Raw genomic sequence first — 24,572 nt, forward strand, 5'->3', positions numbered from 1 at the left:
TTCGCAGCCCATTCGCCGCTGCGACTTGCCGGCGAATGGGCCGTGAAGCCTGAAATCATTTGATATAAGATAACGCCCCTCAGATTTCCCGCCTTGCCTTGCCCCGGAGTCCCCCATGACGGCCCCAGCCGAGCTCTCGCCTACCCTTCAACTGGCCTGCGACCTGATCCGTCGCCCCTCGGTGACGCCGGTCGATGCCGACTGCCAGACCCTGATGATGAACCGCCTGGGTGCCGTCGGCTTCCAGCTCGAGCCGATGCGCTTCGAGGACGTCGACAACTTCTGGGCCACCCATGGCAACCAGGACGGTCCGGTGCTGTGCTTCGCCGGTCATACCGACGTGGTGCCCACCGGCCCCGTGCAGCAATGGCAGCATGAGCCTTTCGACGCGCTGATCGACGCCGACGGCATGCTCTGCGGCCGCGGCGCTGCCGACATGAAGGGCAGCCTGGCCTCGATGGTCATCGCCAGCGAGCGCTTCGTGAACGAACACCCCGACCACCGCGGCAAGATTGCCTTCCTCATCACCAGCGACGAGGAAGGTCCGGCGCATCACGGCACCAAGGCCGTGGTGGAGTTGCTCAAGGCCCGCAACGAGCGCCTGGACTGGTGCATCGTCGGCGAGCCGTCGAGCACCACGCTGCTCGGGGACGTGGTCAAGAACGGCCGTCGCGGCTCGCTCGGCGCCAAGCTGACCGTGCGCGGCAAGCAGGGCCACGTGGCCTACCCGCACCTGGCCCGCAACCCGATCCACCTGGCCGCGCCGGCCCTGGCGGAACTGGCTGCCGAGCACTGGGACGAGGGCAATGCCTTCTTCCCGCCGACCAGCTTCCAGATCTCCAACCTCAACTCCGGCACCGGCGCCACCAACGTGGTCCCGGGCGACCTGGTCGCGCTGTTCAACTTCCGCTTCTCCACCGAGTCGACTGTCGAAGGCCTGCAACAGCGGGTGGCGGCAATCCTCGACAAGCACCAGCTGGACTGGTCGATCGACTGGGCGCTGTCGGGCCTGCCGTTCCTCACCGAACCGGGTGAACTGCTCGATGCGGTGTCATCGAGCATCAAGGCCGTCACCGGTCGCGACACCCAGCCGTCCACCAGCGGCGGCACCTCCGATGGCCGTTTCATTGCCACCCTGGGCACCCAGGTGGTCGAACTGGGCCCGGTCAACGCCACCATCCACCAGGTGGACGAGCGTATCCTGGCCAGCGACCTGGACCTGCTGACCGAAATCTATTACCAGACCCTGGTGCGGTTGCTCGCCTGATGCTTGCCTGCCCCCTCTGCCAGGCGCCCCTGACGCAGCTCGACAACGGTGTGGCCTGCCCTGCCGGCCACCGCTTCGACCGCGCCCGCCAGGGCTACCTGAACCTGCTGCCGGTGCAGCACAAGAACAGCCGCGACCCGGGCGACAACCAGGCCATGGTCGAGGCTCGTCGCGACTTCCTCGACGCCGGTCACTACGCCCCGGTGGCCGCGCGCCTGGCGCAACTGGCCGCAGCACGCCAGCCCAGCGCCTGGCTCGATATCGGCTGCGGCGAGGGTTACTACACCGCGCAGATCGCCCAGGCGCTGCCTACGGCAGACGGCTATGCCCTGGACATCTCCCGCGAGGCGGTCAAGCGGGCCTGCCGCCGCGCACCGCAGTTGACCTGGATGGTCGCCAGCATGGCTCGCGTGCCGATGGCGGACGCCAGCTGCAACTTCATCGCCAGTGTCTTCAGCCCGCTGGATTGGGCCGAAGCCAAGCGCCTGCTCGCCCCGGGTGGCGGCCTGATGCGGGTCGGACCGACCAGCGGCCACCTGATGGAGCTGCGCCAGATGCTCTACGATGAAGTGCGCCACTACGCCGACGACAAGCACCTGGCCTTGGTCCCGGACGGCATGCAGCACGCCCACGGCGAGGTGCTCGAGTTCACCCTGACACTGAGCGAGGCCAAAGCCCGCGCGGACCTGCTGGCCATGACCCCGCACGGCTGGCGCGCCAGCGCCGAGAAACGTGCCCGCGTGATCGAGCAGCCTGAGCCGTTCGACGTCACGGTTTCGATGCGTTATGACTATTTCGTGCGCCAAGACTGAGCACACCCGGAGCCCTGAAATGCGCCAACCCGATATCGAGATCTACCTCAAGGACGCCGACGTCGATCACAAGCAGATCGCCGACTGGCTGACCCAGGCCCTGGGCCCATGCAGCGAATGGAAACAGAAAGGCCAGACCTTCAAGTGCACAGCCGGTAACATTCCGGTCACTTGGTTACCCAAGGCTGTAGGGAAATGGAACAGCCTGTACCTGGAAAGCGATCAGACACCGTGGGCCGATGACGTTGCTTGCGCCCGTGCCGCCTTCGCTGCGCTCGAGGTCGAAGTGCGCTGCGCGCCGGGCAGTTGGGTCGAGGAAGATGGTGAAGAGGATGCCGATCGCTGGATCCGCATCAGCGCCGACGGTGAGGAGGAAATCACCTGGCGCACCAGCTGAAAAAGCTCGCATCAGGCTGCAAGTTCCACGGACAACCTGCAGCTTGAAGCGTGCCGACTACGTGTCAGAGACCGACCACGTCCTCTGCCTGCAGGCCTTTCTGGCCCTGCACCAGGGAGTACTCCACCTGCTGTCCCTCGACCAGGGTACGATGCCCCTCACCGCGGATCGCACGATAGTGGACGAACACATCCGCTCCCCCGTCGCGCTGAATGAAGCCAAAACCCTTGGCATCGTTGAACCACTTCACATTCCCAGTCTCACGAGACGACATCTGAAACACTCCGGATTTTTATTTTGAAGATCGCCTTGCAGGCACAGGGTCTCCTCCCTGTGCCGACACTGCTTGAGGAAATTTCCTGCAAGGTGCGGACCGAGTATATGACAGAGAACAAAAAAAATTGATGACGGGTCTGTGGATGGACGATTTTTGCTGAACTTATGCAGATACAGCAGCCTAACTTGCTGGTATATCACCTGATACATTTTCCAGGGCAAACACCCCATGACCCGTTCCCCCCTGCGCCGCCTGATCTTCGGCGCCCTGCGTCGCGTGCTCTACCTGTGGGTGCGCTCCGAAACCATCAACCAGTCCTCGCTGACGCTCAAGCTCGACCGCAGCCGCCCGGTGTTCTATGCCCTGCCCTCGCCGTCGCTCACTGATCTGGCGGTGGTCGACCGCGAGTGCACCAAGGCAGGGCTGCCACGCCCCATACTGCCCGTTGCCGTCGGACCGCTGCACGAACCTGCGGCGTTCTTCTACCTCACGCCAGACCCGGACTGGCTAGGCCGCCAGGACAAACGCGGCGCGCCCCCCACCCTGGAGCGCCTGATCGAGGCGATCGGCGAGCATGCCGAAGAGGACGCGCAGATCATTCCGGTCAGCGTGTTCTGGGGGCAGACCCCGGCCAGCGAATCCAGCCCGTGGAAACTGTTGTTCGCCGACAGCTGGGCGGTCACCGGTCGTCTGCGCCGCCTGCTCAGTGTCTTGATCCTTGGTCGCAAGACCCGCGTGCAGTTCTCCGCGCCAATCCACTTGCGTGAACTGGTGCAGCAAAACAAGGGCCAGGAACGCACCGTGCGCATGGCACAGCGCCTGCTTCGCGTGCATTTTCGCAACCTGAAGACCGCGGTGATCGGGCCGGACATCTCGCACCGGCGCAACCTGGTCAAAGGCCTGGTTCATGATCCGCTGGTGCGCCAGGCGATCAGCGATGAGGCCGAGCGCGAGAAGATCCCCTACGCCAAGGCGGAGGCCAAGGCGCTGCACTATGGCAACGAGATCGCCTCGGACTACACCTACACTGCGATCCGCTTCCTTGAAGTGGTGCTGAGCTGGTTCTGGAACAAGATCTACGACGGCATCAAGGTCAACCACATCGAGCAGGTGCAAGGCATCGCACCGGGCCACGAGGTGATCTACGTGCCGTGCCATCGCAGCCACATCGACTACTTGCTGCTGTCGTACCTGTTGTTCCGCAATGGCCTGACGCCGCCGCACATCGCTGCCGGCATCAACCTCAACATGCCGGTGATCGGCGGTCTGTTGCGCCGCGGCGGTGCGTTCTTCATGCGCCGCACGTTCAAGGGCAACCCGCTGTACACCGCGGTGTTCAATGAGTACCTGCACACCTTGTTCACCAAGGGGTTCCCGGTGGAGTACTTCGTCGAGGGCGGACGCTCGCGCACCGGGCGCATGCTGCAGCCACGCCCGGGCATGCTGGCGATCACCCTGCGCAGCTTCCTGCGTTCCTCGCGCACGCCGATCGTCTTCGTGCCGGTCTACATCGGCTATGAACGCGTGCTCGAAGGCCGTACCTACCTGGGTGAGCTGCGCGGTGCGAGCAAGAAGAAAGAGTCGATCTTCGACATCTTCAAGGTCATCGGCGCCCTCAAGCAGCGCTTCGGCCAGGTCTACGTCAACTTCGGCGAACCGATCCGCCTGGGCGCGTTTTTGGACCAGCAGCAACCAGGCTGGCGCGAGCAAGACCTTGCCCCGCAGTTCCGCCCGGCCTGGCTCAACGACACCACCACCCGCCTGGGCCAGACGGTCGCCCAGCACCTGAACGGGGCGGCAGCCATCAACCCGGTCAACCTGGTGGCCCTGGCGCTGCTCTCGACCAGCCGCCTGGCCCTCGACGAACGCGCCCTGGTTCGCGTGCTCGACCTCTACCTGGCCCTGTTGCGCCAAGTGCCCTATTCGAGCCACGTGACCTTGCCCGAAGGTGACGGCAAGGCGCTGATCGAACATGTCAGGGGCATGGAGTTGCTGGCCGAGCAGAAGGACGCCCTCGGGCGCATCCTCTACCTGGACGAAGCCAATGCGGTGCTGATGACCTATTACCGCAACAACGTCCTGCACATCTTCGCCCTGCCGGCGCTGCTGGCAAGTTTCTTCCTCAGCAGCTCGCGGATGAGTCGCGAACTGGTGGGGCAATATGTTCAGGCGCTGTACCCCTACCTGCAGGCCGAACTGTTCTTGCGCTGGACACCGGAGCAACTCGACGAGGCCATCGACCAATGGCTGGGCGCGCTGGTCGAGCAAGGCCTGCTGCGCTTCGAGAACGGCGTGTACCTGCGTCCGGCGCCGAGCTCGCGCCAGTTCGTGCTGCTCACTCTGCTGGCCCGCGCCATCACCCAGACGCTACAGCGTTTCTACATGGCCACCTCGCTGCTGCTCAACAGTGGCCAGCACAGCCTGAACGCCGAAGAACTGGAAGACCTGTGCGTGATGATGGCCCAGCGCCTGTCGATCCTGCACGGGCTCAACGCCCCGGAGTTCTTCGACAAGACCCTGTTCCGCCACTTCATCCAGACCCTGGTGCACGAAGGCGTGCTGCTGCCGGATGGCAATGGCAAGCTTGGCTACCACGACAAACTCGCCGAGCTGGCCGAAGGCGTCGCCAAGCGGGTGCTGTCGGCGGAGCTGCGCTTGTCGATCCGACAGGTGGCGCTGCATAGGGACGACACCGCAGAACAGGCTATCGTCTGATCCAGAGTTGGCCTTTTCGCAGGCAAGCCCCCCTGCAAAACTTTGTGGGAGCGGGCTTGCCCGCCAAAAGGCCGGCGCGGCAAATGTTCCGAGCAGCGTGCCGAGCACCGGACAGATTTCCTTCCCCACCCGCCATTGCGCTAAAGTCCCAATGGTCGGCCACAAGCCCACGCCAAGGACTGCGGAGATTCCATGAAAAAACTTCTCACGCTGTGCTGCGCCACCCTGCTCACAGCCTGCTCCAGCCATACCACGCCGCACCAGGCCAGTCTGGAAGGCGAAGTCTTCTACCTGCAGCGCATTGCCCTGCCGCCTGCCGCCACGCTCAGCGTGAGCCTGCAGGACGTCTCGCTGATGGACGCCCCGGCCGTCACCCTCGCCAGCCAGTCCGGGCCGGTCAAGGGCAACGTGCCACTGCCGTTCCAGCTCAGCTACGATCCGGCCAAGGTCCAGCCGGGCCATCGCTACGCCGTCAGCGCCCGCATCGAACTCGATGGCAAGCTGCTGTTCATCAACACCGAACACCACGGCGTCCGACTCGACGGCAGCGACCCGCAACCTGTGCGGATCAAGGTCGATCAAGTACGTTGATCCCGCTTCATTTCTGCCCATAAGGAAGTCTTCATGATTCGCTCCTCCTTGCGCTTCACCACCCTGTGCGCCGGCCTGCTGCTGTCGGCCAGCGCCCTGGCCCTGTCGCTTGGCGACCTGTCCCAGAGCGACGCTTCCGCCGGCCTCAAGGACGCTCTGACTCAGGGCGCGCAGATCGCCGTCAAACAGCTGAGCACCCCCGGCGGCTTCAACAACAACCCGGACGTGCGCATCGAACTGCCCGGCAACCTGGGCAAGGCCGCCAAGGCGATGAAGATGTTTGGCAAGGGCGATCAGGTCGACGCCCTGGAAACCAGCATGAACAAGGCCGCCGAAGCTGCCGTGCCACAAGCCCAGGCGATTCTCGTGGATGCGGTGAAAAAGATGACCGTGACCGACGCCAAGGGCATCCTCAGCGGTGGCCAGGATTCGGCCACCCAGTACCTGAACAAGAGCAGCCGCGAGCAGATCCGCGCCAAGTTCCTGCCCATCGTCAAGCAGGCCACCGACAAGGTCGGCCTGGCCCAGCAGTACAACAGCTTCGCCGGCCAGGCCAAGGGGCTGGGCCTGATCAAGGATGACGCCAATATCGAGAACTACGTGACCGAAAAAGCCCTGGACGGGCTGTTCGAGATGATTGCCAAGCAAGAACAGAGTATCCGCCAGAACCCGGCACAGGCCGCGACGAGCCTGGCCAAGAAAGTGTTCGGCGCACTCTGATTCGCCCACCGCAACTGCCTGAAAATGCATCGCGGGCAAACACCCGCGATGCAACCCCGGCCCAGGCCCATGGGCTACGCCAGAACGACCGCCCAGCGGTTTTGCGCAAAAGATCCCCCGAGCGGCACTTGCACGATCTGCACGCTGCTGCTTGAATCCAATTCGTCAGTCTTCATGTGACTCATCGGTCACTCATGGACTCCAAGACGCCTTTTGCCGGCCACCCAAGGTCTCGATGCCTTGGGGCACGGCAGATCGCCCGCCAACAACAATACCCGTCGACCCGCGCAACCGGGATCGGCACTGGGCCCCCCGGTTTCACTTCAAGGCGAATGCCTACCTGTCATATAGGACGTGCACCCTAGGGTTCTGCGCAGCCATTTCGAGCGATCGATACGACTGGGCAGGCCACTAGATGACGCGAGTGCCCTTTTTGCGCCAGGAGTCGATGACATGAGGCCAGAAATCGCTGTACTTGATATCCAAGGTCAGTACCGGGTTTACACGGAGTTCTATCGCGCGGAAACGGCAGAGAAGACGATCGTCCTGATCAACGGCTCGCTGGCCACCACGGCGTCTTTTGCCCAGACGGTGCGCAATCTGTATCCGCAATTCAACGTGGTGCTCTACGACCAGCCCTATGCCGGCAAGTCCAAGCCACACAACCGCCAGGAACGTCTGCTGACGAAAGAGACCGAGGCGCATATTCTGCTGGAGCTGGTCGAGCACTTCCGTGCCGATCACGTGATGTCCTTCTCCTGGGGCGGCGCGTGCACGCTGCTGGCACTGGCGCACCAGCCACGCCTGGTGAAGAAGGCGATCGTCAGTTCGTTCTCGCCGGTGATCAACGATCCGATGCGCGACTACCTCGAGCGCGGCTGCCAGTACTTGTCCGCCTGCGACCGCTATCAGGTCGGCAACCTGGTCAACGACACCATTGGCAAGCACCTGCCGTCGCTGTTCAAGCGCTTCAACTACCGTCACGTGAGCAGCCTGGACAGCCACGAGTACGCACAGATGCACTTCCACATCAACCAGGTGCTGGATCATGATCTTGAGCGGGCATTGAAGGCAGCGCGCAATATCGACATCCCGGTGCTGTTCATCAACGGCGAGCGTGACGAGTACACCACCGTCGAGGATGCCCGGCAGTTCAGTCGCCATGTGGGCAAGAGCCAGTTCAGCGTGATTCGCGATGCCGGCCACTTCCTGGACATGGAACACAAGACCGCCTGCGAGGACACCCGCAGCGCGATACTTGGTTTCCTCAAGCCGGCACGCGAGCCTCGCCAACGCTACACCTACGTGCAGGACCAGCATGCGCTGGCCATCTGAGCGGCCCGGCGACCTGTGACCGTCAGCCGCCGGCTCAGGTCGTCGACAGGCTTTTTTACAACCCTGGGCTTCTCATGAGGCTTGGGTTCTGGTAAAAAGTCGCGCTGCGAAGCGGGTATAGTTTAGTGGCAAAACGAAAGCTTCCCAAGCTTTAGTTGAGGGTTCGATTCCCTCTACCCGCTCCAGATTCCTCGCCTGAACCCCCTGGTTTCAGCGCCCGTAAAAAGAGCCGTCGGCTCTTTTTTCGTTTCTGCATCTTCCATTGATCTGACCCATGGCCGCCCCCTTGCCGACCCGCTTGAATGCGCAGCCGGATTTCGCTTGCAAGCGAGACGGCTTCGGGTGCATATCGCCTACTCTACCCAGAGACATTTCCAAGGGACTGCCCATGTTTCTTTCCCGCTGGTTGCCCGGCCTGGCCAACCTTCTGCACTACCGTCGCGAGTGGTTCCACGCCGACCTGCAGGCGGGCCTTTCGGTGGCAGCGATCCAGATCCCGATCGCCATTGCCTACGCGCAGATCGTCGGCCTGCCACCGCAGTACGGTCTGTATGCCTGCGTGCTACCGATGATGGTCTACGCCCTGATCGGCAGTTCGCGGCAATTGATGGTCGGCCCCGATGCCGCTACCTGCGCGATGATCGCCGGGGCCGTGGCGCCCTTGGCGATGGGCGACCCACAGCGCATCGCCGAGCTGTCGGTCATTGTCACGGTGCTGGTCGGAGTAATGCTGATCGCGGCGGGTCTGGCCCGCGCCGGGTTCATCGCCAGCTTCTTCTCGCGGCCGATCCTGATCGGCTACCTCAACGGCATCGGCCTGAGCCTGATCGCCGGGCAACTCTCCAAAGTGGTTGGCTTCAGCATCGAAGGTGACGGTTTCATCCTCAGCCTGATCAATTTCCTCGAGCGCCTGGGTGAGATCCACTGGCTGACTCTGGCCATCGGGCTCGGCGGCCTGGCCCTGCTGATCTGGCTGCCAAGGCGCTACCCGAGGCTGCCCGCCGCCCTGGTCACGGTGGCAGTGTTCACCGTGCTCGCAGGACTGTTCGGTCTCGATCGCTTCGGTGTGGCGATCCTCGGTCCGGTGCCTGCGGGCATCCCGGAGCTGGCCTGGCCACAGAGCAACCTGGCCGAAACCAAGAGCCTGCTGCGCGACGCGCTGGGTATCGCCACGGTCAGCTTCTGCAGCGCCATGCTCACCGCGCGCAGTTTCGCCGCGCGGCATGGCTACGCGATCAATGCCAACCACGAGTTCGTCGCCCTGGGCGTGAGCAATCTGGCCGCCGGCATCTCCCAAGGCTTCGCCATCAGCGGAGCGGACTCGCGCACCGCGGTCAACGACATGGTCGGTGGCAAGAGCCAGTTGGTGGGCATCATCGCCGCGCTGGTGATCGCGCTGATCCTGCTGTTCTTCACCGCACCCATGGCCTGGATCCCCCAGGCCGCTCTCGGTGCCGTTTTATTGATGGCCGGCTGGGGCCTGATCGACGTGAAGTCGCTGGGCAAGATCCGTCGTCTGAGCCGCTTCGAGTTCTGGCTGTGCCTGCTGACTACCATCGGCGTGCTCGGCCTGGGCGTGCTGCCGGGCATCGTCTTCGCCGTGACCCTGGCCATCCTGCGCCTGCTCTACACCATCTACCAACCCACCGACGCCGTGCTCGGCTGGGTACCGGGCATCGAAGGCCAGGTCGACGTACGCCAGCACCAGGACGCACGCACCGTACCGGGCCTGGTGGTGTACCGCTTCGATGACGCGATCCTGTTCTTCAACGCCGATTACTTCAAGATGCGCTTGCTCGAAGCCCTGCAGCGCGAGCCTGAACCCAAGGCTGTGCTGTTCGATGCCGAGGCCGTGACCAGCATCGACGTCAGCGGCATCGCCGCCCTGCGCGAAGTGCGCGACACCTTGCAAGCACAAGGCGTGCACTTCGCCATCGCCCGCGCCCGTGGCACCTTCCTGCGCATGCTGGTGCGCTCGGGGATGGCGCGGGAGATGGAAGACACGCTGCTATTCGGCTCGGTCCGCGCAGGAATCCGCGCCTATCGGGTGTGGCGTAACCGGGAGCGCAGCGCAGAGCCAAAAGCGTGATCAGTACCCCAGCTTCTTCAGCAACTGAGCTTCGACCGGCACCTGCGTACGCCCGTAGAAACGCAGCAGTTCCCCGGCCCGGTTGGTGAAGATGCCATCCACTCCCGCCTTCATCGCCTTGTCGAAATCCACCCGGTCATCGAGGGTATACACATGCACCAGCAGCCCGCGCTCGTGGCTGGCCTGGTTCATCCACGGCTGGATCAGGTCGGCATAGCTCTGCTCGCCCAGGTTGCTGCGCACCGCAGACGGGCCTGTGCCGATGGCACCACCGGCCTTCGCCGCATCGAGCCAGCGCAGGAATTCTTCACGATCCTTGGGTTCCTGGCGGGCGTAGAACGCCGCCTTGTCGTGCTCGCCGGAGTCGGCAAAATCCTTGCCCGACTTGGGCTCGATGCTGCCCTTGCCAATCCACAGCAGCAGGATCTTCGGCACTTGCGGCATCTGTTGGTGCAGCAGCGCCAGGCTGTTGCGATCAAAGGTCTGCAGGATCACCCGCCCCGGCTTGTCGAGCCAGCCACGGGCCTGGAGTTTTTCCTTGAGCTGCTGCTCGATGCCAGGAAACTGCTTGGGCACCTTGGTCTCGATGTACAGCCCCGGATGACGCTCGGGATTGCCTTCGGCGATATCGATCACTTCGTCGAGGGTCAGGATCTGCAGCTTGCCGAACGAATCGCGGGCTCGGTCCGGGTAGGCCCTGTTGAACCAGCTACCAGCGTCGAGCGACTTCAGCTCAGCCAGGGTGAAGTCGCTGACCGGGCTTTTCGCCCGCTCGGGGAAGCGCTCGGCGACATCGCTGGTGCGCGCCAGCACGTCGTCATGCACCACCACCAGATGGTTGTCTCTCGTACGCTGCAGGTCGAGCTCCAGATAGTCGGCGCCCAATTCACGGGCCAGCAGGTAGGCCGCAGTGGTCGATTCGGGAGCATCGAAGGAGGCGCCGCGGTGGGCGATCACCGCCGGGTGGGGCACATGCTGGGCCTTGGCCAGGGAGGGACCATCGCTGGCGCCAGCGGTCACGGCAGACAGAAACAGAGCCAGGCCCACGGCAGGAAGTACAGGTATACGCATTCATCGATCCTCTTGAGCCGCGCCTGCTGAGGATGCTGCGCGGCTGGGTCCTTGGAGATGCAAGCCTCTCACAGCTTCGATGACATGCTAAAGTCCCCCGCGTTCCCCCCTGCCCCCGGATACGCGATGCCCTCTCTCGATTCCCAGCTGGCCCAGTGGCCCGACCTCAACGACCGCCACCCCTGTACCGCCCTGCTGGTCGGGAATGGCGCCAGCCGGGTCCTGTGGAAGCCGTTCGGCTACTTCTCGCTGTTCGAACAGGCGCAGCGCGCCGGTCGCAAGACCGGCCTGGCAATCAGCGACCAGGCGCTATTCAAGTCGCTGGGCACCGAACTGTTCGAGCCGGTGCTGAGCACCCTGAATACCACGGTGCGCGCCAACGCGGCCCTGGCGATCAACGCCACCGCACCGCTGAACCGCTACTATTCGATCAAGGAAGCGCTGATCCACGCGACCCGGACCGTGCACCCACCGCACGCACTGATGTCGAGCGCGACCTTGGCCTCGATCAACGCCGCACTGCGCCAATACCGCAACGTCTACACCAGCAACTACGACCTGATCCTGCCATGGGCCATCGAACATGCCCCGCAAGGTTTCGCACCGCTGTTCGATGATGAAGGTTTCTTCGACGTGCGCCGCCCCCGCGGCGAAGGCACGCGGGTGCTGCATCTGCACGGGGGTATGCATCTGCTCAAGCTGCCAGACGGCAGCACGCGCCAACGCAGCGCCAAGGGCAGCGAGTTGCTCGACGGCTTCGCCGTGAACATTCCTGGCGAGGTGCCGTTGTTCATCAACGAAGGCCGCAGCGAACAGAAGCTGCAGGCGATTCGTCACTCCGACTACCTGTCCTGGAGCCTCGGCCAACTGGCCCGGGAACACGAGGGCCTGTGCCTGTTCGGGCAACATCTGGACAGCAGCGACCACCACCTGCTGCACGCCATTCACCAGGCTCGTCCCAAACATTTGAGCATCGCCATCCGCCCTCTCAACGAAGCCTCGATTCTCAACCAGAAACAGCACTTCACCGACCGCTTCGCCGACATTCCAGACACCTCACTGCATTTTTTCGATGCTTCCAGCCACCCCCTGGGTGCCGCGGAGCTGGCGCTGCCCGTGCCACTGGCCCAGGCCCGGCGTCACTGAGAATTCATGCGAGACAATCTGGCAAATGTAAATAATTCTCGATAAGATCCGCACCCTTTCCTTCCCAGGCCAGCCCGGAAAGCGTGCATGCAGCGCCTCAAGCCCGACCCAGCCACCCAGGACACCTGCCGCGGTTTCTATGCCGAGATCCTGCATTTCCTGCGCAAGCGCATGGACAATGCCAGCGATGCCGCCGACATGACCCAGGATGTGTTCACCCAATGGCTGGGCTACCGCGACCGCGCCAAGGTCGAGCAACCCCGCGCCTTCCTGTTCCAGATGGCGCGCAATCTGCTCAGTGACCACTGGCGGCGGCAGAAGGTGCGCCACGCCGCGCTCGAAACAGAGGCCAGCGACGAGGCTGCAGCCGACAACGACCCGCTCGACCACGCCCAACAGGCGCAACGCCTCGAACAATTGCGCGAAGTGCTCGCCGAACTCTCGCCGCGGCGGCGAGAAGCCCTTATGCTGCACCGCTTCGAAGGCCTGACCCAGGCGCAGATCGCCGAACGCATGGACATTTCCGTAAGCATGGTCGAGAAGCACATCGCCGCCGCCCTGCTGCAATGCAAGCAACGGCTGGACAGTGACAATGGCAGGGAGCAGCCGTAATGAACCATATCGACGACATCGACCAGCGGCCGATCGACGCTCAGGCGGCCAGTTGGTTCACGCGCAACCGCAATACGCCGTCGCGTGAGGAACGCAAGGCCTTCGCCCTGTGGATCCAGCACCCGGAGCATGCGCGCGCCTATCGCCAGTTCGAACAGCTGTGGGACGACCTGGCGGCGCTCAAGCAGGCCAGCCAGCCCATCGCCCTGCCGGTTCGTCGGGCGCCGCGCTGGCGTCCGGCCCTGGCGGTGGCTGCGGCGCTGCTGTGCGCGGTGCTGGCCAGCAACCTGGGCAGCACCGCCGCACCGATGCACCAGAGCCTGGCGGCCAGCAACAGCATGCGCACCTTGCGCCTGCCTGATGGCAGCCAGTTGTTCGTCAACGCCCAGACCCGCCTGCGCCTGGATTTCACCGCCGAACAACGCTTGATCCGCCTCGAACACGGCCAGCTGTACATCGAAGTGGCACCCGACAAGGAGCGCCCGCTGTTCGTCGATGCCGGCAGTGCCCGCGTGCGCGTGGTCGGCACCGGCTTCGACCTGCGCCGTGGCGACCGCGAGCTGGCTCTGAGCGTGGCCCACGGCCAGGTTGCCTTCGAGACTTCGGGCGAACATCAGCCTGCGCTGTTGCTCGGCGCCGGACAGCGCGTCACCTACGATCCGGCGCGCGGCACACTGGTGCGCCAGGAGCTCGGAGAACAGCCGGTGGCCGACTGGCGCGATGGCCACGTGAGCTTTCGCAACCGTGAACTGGCGAGCCTGATCGACGAACTGAGCCTGTACCGCCAGCAACCGGTTTTGCTCGCCGACCCGAGCCTGGGCCGCTACAAGGTTTCAGGCAACCTCGATGTGCATGATCCTGATGCTCTGCTCACCGCCCTGCCCGCGTTGCTCCCGGTAAAAACCACCTTGCTCGGCGATGGTCGCCTGCGCATCGAGCATCGTTCGAAATAAATTTGAGAATTTTTATCATTCGCAGGTGAGGGTTTTTCCCAACGCCGCGTCTTCCTCCCCGCCTGCCGCGTGAACGGCGGGCTTTTTTCCGGCCATTTGCCGTTTGGGGCAATCCATGTTGCCTGCGTTGCGTCCGTTGAAAGCCTTGCCCACTCGTCCCACCCTGCTCGCCCTGTGCCTGGCCATCAGCCTGGCCGCCGAAGCCGCGCCGCAGCAGTTCGACCTGCCCGCCCAACCGCTGGCGCGCTCGCTGAGCCAACTGGCGCAACAGGCCAAGGTCCAGCTGCTGTTCGACGAAGCCCTCCTGCACGACGCCCAGGCCCCGGCCCTGCAGGGCGCCTTCGAGGCGCAGGATGCGATCGCCCGCCTGCTTGCCGGCAGCCGCTTCAGCATGGTGCGCATGGGCAACACCTATGTGGTGCGGCTCAACGAGGAGCAGCCACAGGCCGACAACAGCATCCAGCTCGGCGCCATGAGCATCGTCGGCGACGGCCAGCAGATCGGACCGCAGAACGTCGGACGCTCGACCCTCAACCAGGAACAGATCGACCGCTACCAGCCCAGCAACATTCCAAGCGTGCTCGCCACCCTGCCAGGCGTGAACATGGGCGGCTCAGCCAAGCCGGGCGGGCAGACCATCAACATCTGGGGCCTGGGCGACGCCGAAGACGTGCCGATGACCGTCGACGGCGCCACCAAGAGCGGCTTCGAACGCTACCAGCAAGGCACGGTGTTCATCGAGCCGGAACTGATCAAGCACATCGAGGTGGAAAAAGGCCCGCACTCGGTCAAGACCGGCAACGGCGGTTTCGGCGGCAGCGTCAACATGACCACCAAGGACGCCGGCGACCTGCTCCAGGAAGGCCGCAACAGCGGCGCCATGATCAAGTACGGCTACGCCAGCAACGACCACCAGCAGGTGTACAGCTCGGCGCTGTTCGGCCGCACCGAGGATGGCCGCTTCGACGGCCTGGCCTACCTGACCAAGCGCGATGGCGGCGACATGAAGCTGGCCAGCAACATCCCCGACCCGGAAGGCCGCTACCCGATCAACCCGACGCGCCTGCCTAACAGCGCCCTGGACCTGGACGGCGGGCTGTTCAAGGGCAATGTGCACTTCAACGAAGAACACAGCCTGGGCTTCTCCTGGTCGCGCTCGCAAAGCGAACGCTGGGCACCGTTCTCGTCCACCGCCTACCCCACGCCACCTACCGCGGCCGACATCAAGAAGTACGGCTACGAGGCTGCGCTCAAGCGCTTCCTGGCCAACCGCACCACCACCGACACCACCTGGTCGACCACCTACACCTATCAGCCGATCGACAACCGTTGGGTCGACCTGGAGGTGAAGTACTCCGACTCCGACACCAAGCAGACCGACGAACGCCTGGCCACGGCGTTCTTCCAGCCGGCTACCGGCGGGCGCAAGATGGACACCGAGTACCGCGATCGCATGCTCGCCATGACCAACACCAGCCTGTTCGAGACCGGCGCGCTGGAGCACGCACTGACTGCCGGTGTGCAAGTGCGCCGCCACGACCGCGACACGCAGATGTGGATGCCCGGCGGCATCTACGACACGCCGCGCTACAACTACGGCCACTACCAGCCTTACTTCATGCCCAGCGGCAAGGTGCAGAGCCAGGGTTACTACCTGCAGGACGCCATCACCCTGGGTGACGTGACCATCACCCCGTCGCTGCGCTACGACCAGGTGACCAACGAGGGCAAGCCCAACGATGCCCCGCTGTACAACAACCCGGCCGCTGGCCACGACTACAGCGACAAGACCTACAGCGGCTGGTCGCCGCGTCTGTCGGTGTTCTGGAAGGTCACCCCCAACACCGCCCTGTTCGCCGACTACAGCAAGACCTGGCGGGCGCCTGTGCTGGACGAGCAGTACGAAGTCCAGGGCAGCGGCAGCCGCACCGCCACCAGCCGCAACCTGGACCCGGAACGCATCACCGCCCTGCGCGTGGGCAGCGTGTTCGACTTCGACAACCTCGTGCTGGCCAACGACAGCGCCCAGGTGCGCACCACACTGTTTCGCAATCACATCGAAGACGAGATCTTCAAGGCGACCGGCATCGGTTGCCCGCAACAGCTGGTCACCGGCGGCACCATCGCCAACACCTGTGGCGGCGGGCTGATGTCCAACTACCGCAACATTGGTGATGTGGTGATCAAGGGCTTCGAGGTCGAGAGCTTCTACGATTCGACCTACCTGTTCGGCTCGGCGTCGTTCTCCTGGATCACCGGCCGTCACCAGGGCGCCTACACCAACCCCTGGGGCCCGGACGTGTGGGCCAAGGATATTCCTGCGCCGAAATGGATCACCACACTGGGCGTGAAGATCCCCGCCTGGGATGCGCGGATCGGCTGGACCGCGCAGTTCGTGCGCCAGACCGATCGCCTGCCCAGCGACAAGTACTACAACGGCCCGGCTAGCGTGCTGGGTGACCGCTACTACGATCAGTTTGCCAACAGCCGTTACCAGATCCACGGCCTGTTCGCCAACTGGAAGCCGCAGCAGGCCTATCTGAAAGGCACTGAGGTCAACTTCACCGTGGACAACCTGTTCAACAAGGCCATCCGGCCTGAACTGTCGGGGGAGAATGCCTTGGTGCAGGGGCGCAACGCCAAGATCAGCGTGACGCGGTTCTTTTGATTGTTGCCAGTCGCGGTGGAGGCGAGCTTGTCGGGGCGCCGAACCACCGCGAACATTGGCGGTGTGCTTTTCGCGGGCAAGCCCGCCCCCACAGGGCCTGGCAGTACTCAGCCGGTAATGAGCCCATCCGCGCGCAACAGGCTCTCCAGGCAATGCTCCTGCACTCCATAGAAAGCCTTGAGCTGGGCGATCTTCTCCAGCAGCGCGCTGTTATCCCCCGCCTGCCTGCGCTTGACCGCCAGGATCATCTTGTTCTTGTTGGTGTGCTCCAAAGAAATGAACTCGAACACCTTGGTCTCGTAGCCACAGGCTTCCAGGTACAACGCGCGCAGGCTGTCGGTGAGCATCTCGGCCTGCTGACCCAGGTGCAGGCCGTATTGCAGCATCGGCTGCAACAGCCCTGGGCTGTGCAGTTGCGGGCGGATCTGCTTGTGGCAGCACGGTGAGCACATGATGATCGACGCGCCGCAGCGGATACCGGTATGGATGGCGTAGTCGGTGGCGATGTCGCAGGCGTGCAGCGCGATCATCACCTCGATGGCTTCGGGCACCACGCTGCGCACATCGCCGCACTGGAACTCCAGGCCAGGATGCTCCAGCCGCGCCGCGGCAGCGTTGCACAGTTCGACCATGTCGGGGCGCAATTCCACGCCGGTCACTTGCGCCTCGCGCCCGAGGGAATTGCGCAGGTAGTCGTGCATGGCGAAGGTCAGGTAGCCCTTGCCCGAACCGAAGTCGGCGACGCGCAGCAACTGGTCCGCCGCCAGCGGCGCGCTGCCCAGGGCATGCTCGAAGACCTCGATGAACTTGTTGATCTGCTTCCACTTGCGCGACATCGAAGGAATCAGCGCACCTTGGGCGTCGGTCACGCCCAGATCGCGCAGAAATGGCCGCGACAGTTCCAGGTAGCGTTTCTTCTCGCGATCATGCCCGCTCGCCGCAGCCTCACGCGGCACCTGGGTGCTGTGACGCTGCAACAGCGGCTTGCCCTTCTTGCTGAACCCCAGTTGCACCTCGCCTTCGGCGGTGAACAGGTGGGCATTGCGAAAGCTCTCCGGCAGCAATTCGGCGACCAGGGCCTGGGCCTGATCCCGCGGCAGGTTGCGGGTGATGTCGCGGGTTTGGTGACGGTAGACCAGCGACAGGCAGGGCTGGCCCTTGATCTGTACAGGCTTGGCGATGATCCGCTGCAGGCTCTGGTCGGCACCGACATGGCGCGCCAGGACCAGCTTGGTCAGGGTTTCGCTCTGCAGGGCATCGCCCAGCAAGGTCAGGAACTGGGCGCGGGCGTCCGCCGCGGGGGTGGAGGAAGACATGGGAAGGGGGTGCCTCAAGATGCGCAATGGCGGGCATTCTACAGGTTTGCAGGCTTGAGTGGCTGTGCGGGCCCCATCGTCGGCCTGCACCGCCACACACTGTTCAATCCAGGATCAGTAACTGGTTGGGCAACTGGTTGCGCCGCCGCGTCGGCGGCAGGTGCTGGCTGAGCAACTCGCCACACGCATCGATGCATTCGACGAACCCCTGCAAGGTGCGTCCCGCGCAGACGTGAGCGGTAAACCGCGCCACCAGTTCTGCACGGACCCGCTCGTCCAGGTGCCGGGCGATGCCCTCGTCGGCCAGGATGGTCACATAGCGCTCCGCCTCGCTGACGAAGATCAACACCCCGGTGGCGCCCTCGGTGCGTTGCAGGTTCTGCTCACGAAATTGCCGCCGGGCCAGATTGGCGGCACGGCGGTGGCGCAGCATCCGAGGGACCAGCCAGCCGGCCAGGCGCGGGTTGCGCAGCAACAGGCTGAAGGCGATGAAGGTCAGCACCTGGGCCACCAGCAGCCCACGCAGCCCAGGCCACCCCAGCAGCACCTGCACCAATCCGGGCAGCGCCAGCGCCAGCAGCACAGCCCACAACAACGGCAGGTAGGCATAGTCATCGGCGTGGCGCGCCAGCACCGTCACCAGCTCCGCGTCGGTGCGCTGTTCGGCACGGGCAATGGCTTCGGCAACCTGGCGTTGTTCGTATTCATTGAGAAGGGTCATGCCTTCGGTCTCTCGATCGTTCTTATAGTTGTTAGCCCGGCACGCGGTCGGCGAGAGTGTATCTCATCGAGCCCCACTTATAAGGCATAATCCGCGGCGACCGCGGGAGGATGGGGGAGCGACCTGTTACACCGCCAGCGGGCCAGACAACAACAGCCGTCCGAAAAATCGGCCGCGAGCGAACCACTCGACAACGGAATTGATGATGAAACTGTCCTTGCTGGGCCTGGCCATGGGCCTTGCCAGTCAGGCGGCCGTGGCCGCCACCTCCGCACCGCCCCTGGAAGACAAGCGGGCCTTCATCGACCATCTGATCAGCCAGATGACCGTCGACGAGAAAATCGGTCAGTTGCGCCTGATCAGTATCAGCCCGGAAATGCCGCGCGAAAAGATCCGCGAGGAGATCGCCGCCGGTCGCATCGGCGGGACCTTCAACTCGCGCACCGCGCCGGAGAACCGGCCGATGCAGGACGCCGCCATGCGCAGCCGTCTGAAGATTCCGATGTTCTTTGCGTACGACACCATCCACGGTGAACGTACGATCTTCCCGATAAGCCTGGGCCTGGCCGCGACCTGGGACATGGACGCCATCGCCAAGGTCGGCCGCACCTCGGCCATCGAAGCCTCGGCCGATGCCCTGGACATGACCTTCGCGCCGATGGTCGACATCGCCCGCGACCCACGCTGGGGCCGCACCAGCGAGGGCTTCGGCGAGGACACCTACCTCACCTCGAAGATCGGTCAGGTGATGGTCCGCTCGTTCCAGGGCAAGAGCCCGGCCGAGCCCGACAGCATCATGGCCATCGTCAAGCACTTTGCCCTGTACGGCGCAGTGGAAGGCGGGCGCGACTACAACACGGTCGATATGAGCCTGCCGAAAATGTACAACGACTACCTGCCGCCCTACCGCGCCAGCCTCGACGCCGGTGCGGGCGGAGTGATGGTGGCGCTGAACTCGATCAACGGCGTGCCGGCCACCTCCAACACCTGGCTGATGAACGACCTGCTGCGCAAGGAGTGGGGCTTCAAGGGTGTGACCATCAGCGATCACGGCGCCATCCAGGAGCTGATCCGCCACGGCGTGGCCCGCGACGGCCGCGAAGCGGCGAAGCTGGCGATCAAGGCCGGCATCGACATGAGCATGAACGACACCCTCTACGGCCAGGAGCTGCCGGGCCTGCTCAAGTCCGGTGAAGTGACCCAGGCCGAGCTCGACCAGGCGGTACGCGAAGTGCTGGGTGCCAAGTACGACATGGGCCTGTTCAAGAACCCCTACGTGCGCATCGGCAAGCCCGAGACCGACCTCAAGGACTACTACGGCGACGACCGCCTGCACCGTGAGGCCGCCCGCGACGTGGCCCGCCGCAGCCTGGTGCTGCTGGAGAACAAGAAGCAGGCCCTGCCGCTGAAGAAGGCCGGCACCATCGCCCTGGTCGGCCCGTTGGCCGATGCCCCGATCGACATGATGGGAAGCTGGGCCGCCGACGGCCGCCCCGAACACTCGGTAACGGTTCGCGAAGGCCTGCGTCGCGCCACCGAAGGCAAGGCCAAGGTCATCTATGCCAAGGGTTCGAACGTCACCGGCGACAAGGCGATCTTCGACTACCTGAACTTCCTCAACTTCGCGGCGCCGGAAATCATCGACGATCCGCGTCCGGCCGCCGTGCTGATCGATGAAGCGGTCAAGGCCGCCCAGCAATCGGACGTGGTGGTGGCGGTTGTAGGTGAATCGCGCGGCATGTCCCACGAGTCGTCCAGCCGCACCACCCTGGAGATTCCGGCAGTACAGCGCGAGTTGATCAAGGCGCTGAAGGCCACCGGCAAACCCCTGGTGCTGGTGCTGATGAACGGCCGGCCACTCTCGATTGCCTGGGAGCGCGAGCAGGCCGATGCCATCCTCGAAACCTGGTTCAGCGGCACCGAAGGCGGCAACGCCATCGCCGATGTACTGTTCGGCGACTACAACCCGTCCGGCAAGCTGGCCATCACCTTCCCGCGTTCGGTCGGGCAGATCCCGATGTACTACAACCACCTGAGCATCGGCCGCCCGTTCACCCCGGGCAAGCCGGGCAACTACACCTCGCAGTACTTCGAGGAGCCCAATGGCCCGCTGTATCCGTTCGGTTACGGCCTGAGCTACAGCAGCTTCGAGCTCTCGGACCTTGCGCTGTCGAAGACCGCGCTCAAGCGGGGTGACAACCTGCAGGCCGAAGTGACGGTGAAGAACACCGGCAAGGTCGATGGCGAAACCGTTGTGCAGCTGTACATCCAGGATGTCAGCGCTTCGATGAGCCGTCCGGTGAAAGAGCTGAAGAACTTCCAGAAGGTGCTGCTCAAGGCGGGCGAGTCCCGCACCTTGACCTTCCGCATCAGCGAGGATGACCTGAAGTTCTACAATGGCCAGCTGCAGCATGTGGCCGAGCCTGGGCAGTTCAACGTTCAGGTCGGGCTGGACTCGCAGGCCGTGCAGCAGCAGAGCTTCGAGTTGCTGTAGACCGCTGCGGCCCCTTCGCGGGCAAGCCCGCTCCCACAGGGCCACATGTGCTCTTGTGGGAGCGGGTTTACCCGCGAAGGGGCCGGCACCTTAAACAGAACGCCCGGACCCGCACCATGCCCTCACCCTTCCGCGCCCTGCGCCTGGCCCTGATCATTCTGCTGATCCTGGTCGGCACTGCCCTCAGCGCCAGTTGGGCGATGCACCACGCCAAGCGCCAGGCGATGCAGACCGACGCACGCCGGGCCAGCGAGCAACTGACCCTCTACGCCAACGGCCTGCATACGCTGATCGAACGCTACCGCGCCCTGCCCGCCGTCCTGGCGCTGGACCCGGAGCTGATCGACGCCCTGCGCGGCCCGGTCGGCGAATCGCTGCAGGATGCACTGAACCGCAAGCTCGAACGCATCAACGGCGCCGCCAACTCCTCCACCCTCGAACTGCTCGACCGCACCGGCCTGGCCGTGGCAGCCAGCAACTGGCGCCTGCCGACCACATACGTCGGCTCCAACTATGGCTTTCGCCCCTATTTCAAGCAGACCCGCAACCAGGGCTCGGGCAGCTTCTATGCCGTCGGCGTGACCAGCGGCGTGCCGGGCTATTTCCTGTCCAGCGCAGTGAACGACGAGCACGGGCGCTTCCTCGGTGCCATGGTGGTCAAGCTCGAATTCCCCGAGCTTGAACGCGAATGGCGCCAGGGCAGCGACATCCTGCTGGTCAGCGATGCGCGCGGGATCATCTTCATCGCCAACCAGAACGGCTGGCGCTACCGCGAGCTGCAGCCCCTGACCGCCGCAGACCGCGCCGAGCTGGCCGAAACCCGCCAGTACGACAAGCAGCCGCTGGTCCCTCTGCAGCACCAGTTGCTGACCCGCTTCGACGAACGCAGCACCTTCAGCCGCGTGCAGGGGCCGGACGGTAGCGCCGACTATCTGTGGGAGAGCCTGCCGCTGAGCACCGAGGGCTGGACCCTGCACCTGCTGCGCAAGCCGCAGGTCAGCGAGGATGCCCGCAACGCGGCGTTGTCTGGCGCAGCCGTATGGCTGAGCCTGGTGTTCGCCGTGCTGTTCGTCAGCCAGCGCCTGCGCATCGCCCGCCTGCGCCAGCGCAGCCGCGAAGAGCTGACACGCCTGGTCGAGGAGCGCACCCGCGAGCTGCGCACCGCCCAGGAAGGCCTGGTGCAGTCGGCCAAGTTGGCGGCGCTGGGGCAGATGTCGGCGGCGCTGGCCCATGAGATCAACCAGCCGCTGACCACCCAGCGCATGCAACTGGAAACCCTGCGCCTGCTGCTCGACCATGGCCGCCACGAACAGGCGCGCCAGGCGCTGGAGCCGCTGGAGCAGATGCTCACGCGCATGGCCGCCCTCACCGGCCACCTCAAGACCTTCGCACGCAATAGCCCAGGTGGGCTGCGCGAGCGTCTTGACCTGGCCACCGTGGTCGACCAGGCCCTGCACCTGCTCGACACCCGCATTCGCGGCGAGCAGGTCGAGGTGGCGCTGTACCTGGCACGTCCTGCGTGGGTGCGCGGCGATGCGATCCGTCTCGAACAGGTGCTGATCAACCTGCTGCACAACGCCCTCGACGCCATGGCCGACAAGCGCTACAAACGTCTGGAGATCCGCATCGAAGCCGAGGACGAACGCTGGCACCTGAGCGTGCTCGACTCCGGTGGCGGCATCAAGGATGCCGACCTGGCCCGCGTGTTCGATCCCTTCTTCACCACCAAGCCGGTGGGCGAAGGCCTGGGCCTGGGCCTGGCAATTTCCTATGGCATCGTCCATGAAGCCGGCGGCCAGCTGCAGGTCGACAACCTGCCTGGCGGTGCCCGCTTCAGCCTTACCCTGCCCCGCGACCTGGAGCCTGCATGTTGAATTCAGTGATCGTCGTCGACGACGAAGCCAGCATCCGCACTGCGGTGGAGCAGTGGCTGAGCCTGTCCGGCTTCAGCGTGCAGTTGTTCGCCCGCGCAGAAGACTGCCTCGCACAACTGCCGCAACACTTCCCCGGCGTGGTCATCAGCGATGTGCGCATGCCGGGCATGGATGGCCTGCAACTGCTCGAACGCCTGCAGGCACAGGATCCCGACCTGCCGGTGATCCTGCTCACCGGCCACGGCGATGTGCCGATGGCAGTGGAGGCCATGCGCAACGGCGCCTACGACTTCCTGGAAAAACCCTTCACCCCGCAGCACTTGTTGGGCAGTCTGCGCCGCGCCCTGGACAAGCGCCAACTGGTGCTGGAAAACCGCGCGCTGCACCAGCAGGCCGACCTCAAGGAGCGGCTGCAGGCGACCCTGCTGGGGATGTCCCAGGGCCTGCAGCAGTTGCGCCGACAGGTATTGGAGCTGGCGGGATTGCCAGTCAATGTGCTGATTCGCGGTGAGACCGGCAGCGGCAAGGAGCGCGTGGCGCGCTGCCTGCACGACTTCGGCCCGCGCGCCGACAAACCCTTCGTCGCCCTCAATTGCGCGGCTATCCCCGAAGCCCTGTTCGAGGCCGAGCTGTTCGGCCATGAGAGCGGCGCCTTCACAGGTGCCCAGGGCAAGCGCATCGGCAAGCTGGAATATGCCAACGGCGGCACAGTGTTTCTCGACGAGATCGAGAGCATGCCGCTGGCCCAGCAGGCCAAGTTGCTGCGGGTGATTCAGGAGCACAAGCTCGAACGCCTGGGTGCCAACCAGAGCATCAGTGTCGACTTGCGCATCATCGCCGCGACCAAACCCGATCTGCTCGACGAGGCCCGCGCCGGGCGTTTTCGCGAAGACCTGGCGTACCGTCTGAACGTCGCCGAACTGCGTCTGGCGCCGCTGCGCGAGCGGCGCGAGGACATTCCGCTGCTGTTCGAACATTTCGCCCGTACCGCCGCCGAGCGCCTGGGGCGCAGCAGCACCCCGCCGCTTTCAGGTGCGCAGCTGGCGCAACTGCTGGCCCATGACTGGCCGGGCAATGTGCGCGAGCTGGCCAATGCCGCCGAGCGCCATGCGCTGGGGCTGGATTCATCGAGCATCGAGGTGGCGCCGGGCGGTCAGTCGCTGAGCGAGCAGATGGAGGCGTTCGAGCTGCAGTGCCTGCGTGCGGCGCTGCGCCAGCACAAGGGCGAGATCAAAGGGGTCATGGAAACGCTGCAACTGCCGCGGCGGACACTGAACGAGAAAATGCAGCGCCATGGCCTGATGCGCGAGGACTTTATCGAGCGCGAATGAGCGGAATCTTGCCGATCAAAAGTTGCCAATAGGCGGGTTACCGCTCATATGGCCTGCACTCGGCCGGGATGAGCAGCGCGGCTGTTCGCGGGCAAGCCCGCTCCTACGGATACAGTGCAGGCCTTGATCCATCGCGCTTCTGTGGCGCTGGCGTGCCCGTGAATGGGGCAGCCGACACCTCAT

General features: G+C 64.4%; 19 protein-coding genes and 1 tRNA gene. 16 read left to right on the forward strand and 4 right to left on the reverse strand.

From position 1 onward, the window contains the following. Nucleotides 1–115 precede the first annotated feature (115 nt). Genes dapE through ACK3BK_RS19830 form a run of 3 tightly spaced genes read left to right on the forward strand, consistent with a single transcriptional unit; the run spans nucleotide 116 to nucleotide 2,476 of the window. Nucleotides 116–1,267, forward strand: coding sequence for a succinyl-diaminopimelate desuccinylase (gene dapE, locus ACK3BK_RS19820; RefSeq protein WP_411383134.1), 1,152 nt, complete (start codon nucleotides 116–118; stop codon nucleotides 1,265–1,267). Further along, nucleotides 1,267–2,079, forward strand: coding sequence for a putative RNA methyltransferase (locus ACK3BK_RS19825; protein ID WP_186709270.1), 813 nt, complete (start codon nucleotides 1,267–1,269; stop codon nucleotides 2,077–2,079). The genes dapE and ACK3BK_RS19825 overlap by 1 nt, the downstream gene beginning before the upstream one ends. 19 nt (nucleotides 2,080–2,098) lie before the next feature. Beyond that, nucleotides 2,099–2,476 carry a hypothetical protein gene (locus ACK3BK_RS19830; protein ID WP_186667251.1) on the forward strand — a complete coding sequence of 126 codons (378 nt, stop codon included), beginning with the start codon at nucleotides 2,099–2,101 and terminating at the stop codon, nucleotides 2,474–2,476. A 64-nt stretch (nucleotides 2,477–2,540) separates the two neighbouring features. Here ACK3BK_RS19830 and ACK3BK_RS19835 read toward each other — a convergent pair whose 3' ends face one another. After that, on the reverse strand, nucleotides 2,541–2,750 hold the full coding sequence (locus tag ACK3BK_RS19835; protein ID WP_065862298.1) for a cold-shock protein: 210 nt from the start codon (nucleotides 2,748–2,750) through the stop codon (nucleotides 2,541–2,543). Nucleotides 2,751–2,981: 231 nt separating this feature from the next. Between ACK3BK_RS19835 and plsB the strand changes: the two genes are divergently transcribed. The 6 genes from plsB to ACK3BK_RS19865 all read left to right on the forward strand — a co-directional run bounded on the left by plsB (nucleotide 2,982) and on the right by ACK3BK_RS19865 (nucleotide 10,203). Further along, on the forward strand, nucleotides 2,982–5,468 hold the full coding sequence (plsB, locus tag ACK3BK_RS19840) for a glycerol-3-phosphate 1-O-acyltransferase PlsB (protein WP_288374764.1): 2,487 nt from the start codon (nucleotides 2,982–2,984) through the stop codon (nucleotides 5,466–5,468). 192 nt (nucleotides 5,469–5,660) lie between these two features. Further along, nucleotides 5,661–6,059, forward strand: a complete 399-nt coding sequence (locus ACK3BK_RS19845) for a YbaY family lipoprotein (RefSeq protein ID WP_186718836.1) — start codon at nucleotides 5,661–5,663, stop codon at nucleotides 6,057–6,059. Between the two features lie 33 nt (nucleotides 6,060–6,092). Beyond that, complete coding sequence (locus ACK3BK_RS19850; RefSeq protein WP_186667254.1) at nucleotides 6,093–6,779, forward strand: DUF4197 domain-containing protein; 687 nt, start codon at nucleotides 6,093–6,095, stop codon at nucleotides 6,777–6,779. A gap of 453 nt (nucleotides 6,780–7,232) precedes the next feature. Then, nucleotides 7,233–8,114 (forward strand): alpha/beta fold hydrolase, encoded by an 882-nt coding sequence (locus ACK3BK_RS19855; protein ID WP_186709284.1) that lies wholly within the window; start codon nucleotides 7,233–7,235, stop codon nucleotides 8,112–8,114. A gap of 111 nt (nucleotides 8,115–8,225) precedes the next feature. Beyond that, a tRNA-Gly gene (locus ACK3BK_RS19860) sits at nucleotides 8,226–8,299 on the forward strand. A 203-nt stretch (nucleotides 8,300–8,502) separates the two neighbouring features. Beyond that, entirely contained in the window at nucleotides 8,503–10,203 is a 1,701-nt protein-coding gene (locus ACK3BK_RS19865; RefSeq protein ID WP_186667256.1) for a SulP family inorganic anion transporter, read from the forward strand. On the opposite strand, the gene ACK3BK_RS19870 is transcribed toward ACK3BK_RS19865, so the two are convergent. Then, entirely contained in the window at nucleotides 10,204–11,274 is a 1,071-nt protein-coding gene (locus ACK3BK_RS19870) for a glycerophosphodiester phosphodiesterase (RefSeq protein WP_411383135.1), read from the reverse strand. Nucleotides 11,275–11,400: 126 nt separating this feature from the next. Here ACK3BK_RS19870 and ACK3BK_RS19875 point away from each other — a divergent pair, with 126 nt between their 5' ends. The 4 genes from ACK3BK_RS19875 (at nucleotide 11,401) to ACK3BK_RS19890 (ending at nucleotide 16,653) form a co-directional block, all read left to right on the forward strand. Beyond that, the gene (locus tag ACK3BK_RS19875) at nucleotides 11,401–12,420 is read left to right on the forward strand and encodes a DUF4917 family protein (protein WP_411383136.1); all 1,020 of its coding nucleotides are present in this window, start codon (nucleotides 11,401–11,403) and stop codon (nucleotides 12,418–12,420) included. Nucleotides 12,421–12,507: 87 nt separating this feature from the next. Beyond that, nucleotides 12,508–13,032, forward strand: coding sequence for an RNA polymerase sigma factor (locus ACK3BK_RS19880; RefSeq protein ID WP_186667259.1), 525 nt, complete (start codon nucleotides 12,508–12,510; stop codon nucleotides 13,030–13,032). Next, the gene (locus tag ACK3BK_RS19885) at nucleotides 13,032–13,985 is read left to right on the forward strand and encodes a FecR family protein (protein ID WP_186667260.1); all 954 of its coding nucleotides are present in this window, start codon (nucleotides 13,032–13,034) and stop codon (nucleotides 13,983–13,985) included. Before ACK3BK_RS19880 ends, ACK3BK_RS19885 begins: the two co-directional genes overlap by 1 nt. 115 nt (nucleotides 13,986–14,100) lie before the next feature. Continuing rightward, nucleotides 14,101–16,653 (forward strand): TonB-dependent hemoglobin/transferrin/lactoferrin family receptor, encoded by a 2,553-nt coding sequence (locus ACK3BK_RS19890; protein ID WP_411383137.1) that lies wholly within the window; start codon nucleotides 14,101–14,103, stop codon nucleotides 16,651–16,653. 107 nt (nucleotides 16,654–16,760) lie between these two features. Here the strand turns inward: ACK3BK_RS19890 and ACK3BK_RS19895 are convergent, their stop codons facing one another. After that, nucleotides 16,761–17,969: a class I SAM-dependent methyltransferase gene (locus ACK3BK_RS19895; RefSeq protein ID WP_411383138.1), complete on the reverse strand. Its 1,209-nt coding sequence runs from the start codon at nucleotides 17,967–17,969 to the stop codon at nucleotides 16,761–16,763. Nucleotides 17,970–18,072: 103 nt separating this feature from the next. Continuing rightward, a complete protein-coding gene (locus ACK3BK_RS19900) occupies nucleotides 18,073–18,690 on the reverse strand; it encodes a TPM domain-containing protein (RefSeq protein WP_186667263.1) in 618 nt (205 codons plus the stop codon). A 202-nt stretch (nucleotides 18,691–18,892) separates the two neighbouring features. On the opposite strand from ACK3BK_RS19900, the gene bglX reads away from it, so the two are divergent. The 3 genes from bglX to ACK3BK_RS19915 all read left to right on the forward strand — a co-directional run bounded on the left by bglX (nucleotide 18,893) and on the right by ACK3BK_RS19915 (nucleotide 24,389). Beyond that, complete coding sequence (bglX, locus tag ACK3BK_RS19905) at nucleotides 18,893–21,184, forward strand: beta-glucosidase BglX (RefSeq protein WP_186667264.1); 2,292 nt, start codon at nucleotides 18,893–18,895, stop codon at nucleotides 21,182–21,184. Between the two features lie 116 nt (nucleotides 21,185–21,300). Beyond that, a complete protein-coding gene (locus ACK3BK_RS19910) occupies nucleotides 21,301–23,058 on the forward strand; it encodes an ATP-binding protein (protein WP_411383139.1) in 1,758 nt (585 codons plus the stop codon). Further along, nucleotides 23,052–24,389: a sigma-54-dependent transcriptional regulator gene (locus ACK3BK_RS19915; protein WP_186667266.1), complete on the forward strand. Its 1,338-nt coding sequence runs from the start codon at nucleotides 23,052–23,054 to the stop codon at nucleotides 24,387–24,389. Before ACK3BK_RS19910 ends, ACK3BK_RS19915 begins: the two co-directional genes overlap by 7 nt. The last annotated feature ends 183 nt before the right edge of the window (nucleotides 24,390–24,572 follow it).

It is taken from the genome of Pseudomonas sp. L7 (genome assembly GCF_046605565.1).
Taxonomy (GTDB): Bacteria; Pseudomonadota; Gammaproteobacteria; order Pseudomonadales; family Pseudomonadaceae; genus Aquipseudomonas; species Aquipseudomonas wayambapalatensis.

Coding starts and splice junctions, on each gene's coding strand:
- dapE (WP_411383134.1), top strand. CDS start 116: ATGACGGCCCCAGCCGAGCTCTCGCCTACCCTTCAACTGGCCTGCGAC.
- ACK3BK_RS19825 (WP_186709270.1), top strand. CDS start 1,267: ATGCTTGCCTGCCCCCTCTGCCAGGCGCCCCTGACGCAGCTCGACAAC.
- ACK3BK_RS19830 (WP_186667251.1), top strand. CDS start 2,099: ATGCGCCAACCCGATATCGAGATCTACCTCAAGGACGCCGACGTCGAT.
- ACK3BK_RS19835 (WP_065862298.1), bottom strand. CDS start 2,750: ATGTCGTCTCGTGAGACTGGGAATGTGAAGTGGTTCAACGATGCCAAG.
- plsB (WP_288374764.1), top strand. CDS start 2,982: ATGACCCGTTCCCCCCTGCGCCGCCTGATCTTCGGCGCCCTGCGTCGC.
- ACK3BK_RS19845 (WP_186718836.1), top strand. CDS start 5,661: ATGAAAAAACTTCTCACGCTGTGCTGCGCCACCCTGCTCACAGCCTGC.
- ACK3BK_RS19850 (WP_186667254.1), top strand. CDS start 6,093: ATGATTCGCTCCTCCTTGCGCTTCACCACCCTGTGCGCCGGCCTGCTG.
- ACK3BK_RS19855 (WP_186709284.1), top strand. CDS start 7,233: ATGAGGCCAGAAATCGCTGTACTTGATATCCAAGGTCAGTACCGGGTT.
- ACK3BK_RS19865 (WP_186667256.1), top strand. CDS start 8,503: ATGTTTCTTTCCCGCTGGTTGCCCGGCCTGGCCAACCTTCTGCACTAC.
- ACK3BK_RS19870 (WP_411383135.1), bottom strand. CDS start 11,274: ATGCGTATACCTGTACTTCCTGCCGTGGGCCTGGCTCTGTTTCTGTCT.
- ACK3BK_RS19875 (WP_411383136.1), top strand. CDS start 11,401: ATGCCCTCTCTCGATTCCCAGCTGGCCCAGTGGCCCGACCTCAACGAC.
- ACK3BK_RS19880 (WP_186667259.1), top strand. CDS start 12,508: ATGCAGCGCCTCAAGCCCGACCCAGCCACCCAGGACACCTGCCGCGGT.
- ACK3BK_RS19885 (WP_186667260.1), top strand. CDS start 13,032: ATGAACCATATCGACGACATCGACCAGCGGCCGATCGACGCTCAGGCG.
- ACK3BK_RS19890 (WP_411383137.1), top strand. CDS start 14,101: ATGTTGCCTGCGTTGCGTCCGTTGAAAGCCTTGCCCACTCGTCCCACC.
- ACK3BK_RS19895 (WP_411383138.1), bottom strand. CDS start 17,969: ATGTCTTCCTCCACCCCCGCGGCGGACGCCCGCGCCCAGTTCCTGACC.
- ACK3BK_RS19900 (WP_186667263.1), bottom strand. CDS start 18,690: ATGACCCTTCTCAATGAATACGAACAACGCCAGGTTGCCGAAGCCATT.
- bglX (WP_186667264.1), top strand. CDS start 18,893: ATGATGAAACTGTCCTTGCTGGGCCTGGCCATGGGCCTTGCCAGTCAG.
- ACK3BK_RS19910 (WP_411383139.1), top strand. CDS start 21,301: ATGCCCTCACCCTTCCGCGCCCTGCGCCTGGCCCTGATCATTCTGCTG.
- ACK3BK_RS19915 (WP_186667266.1), top strand. CDS start 23,052: ATGTTGAATTCAGTGATCGTCGTCGACGACGAAGCCAGCATCCGCACT.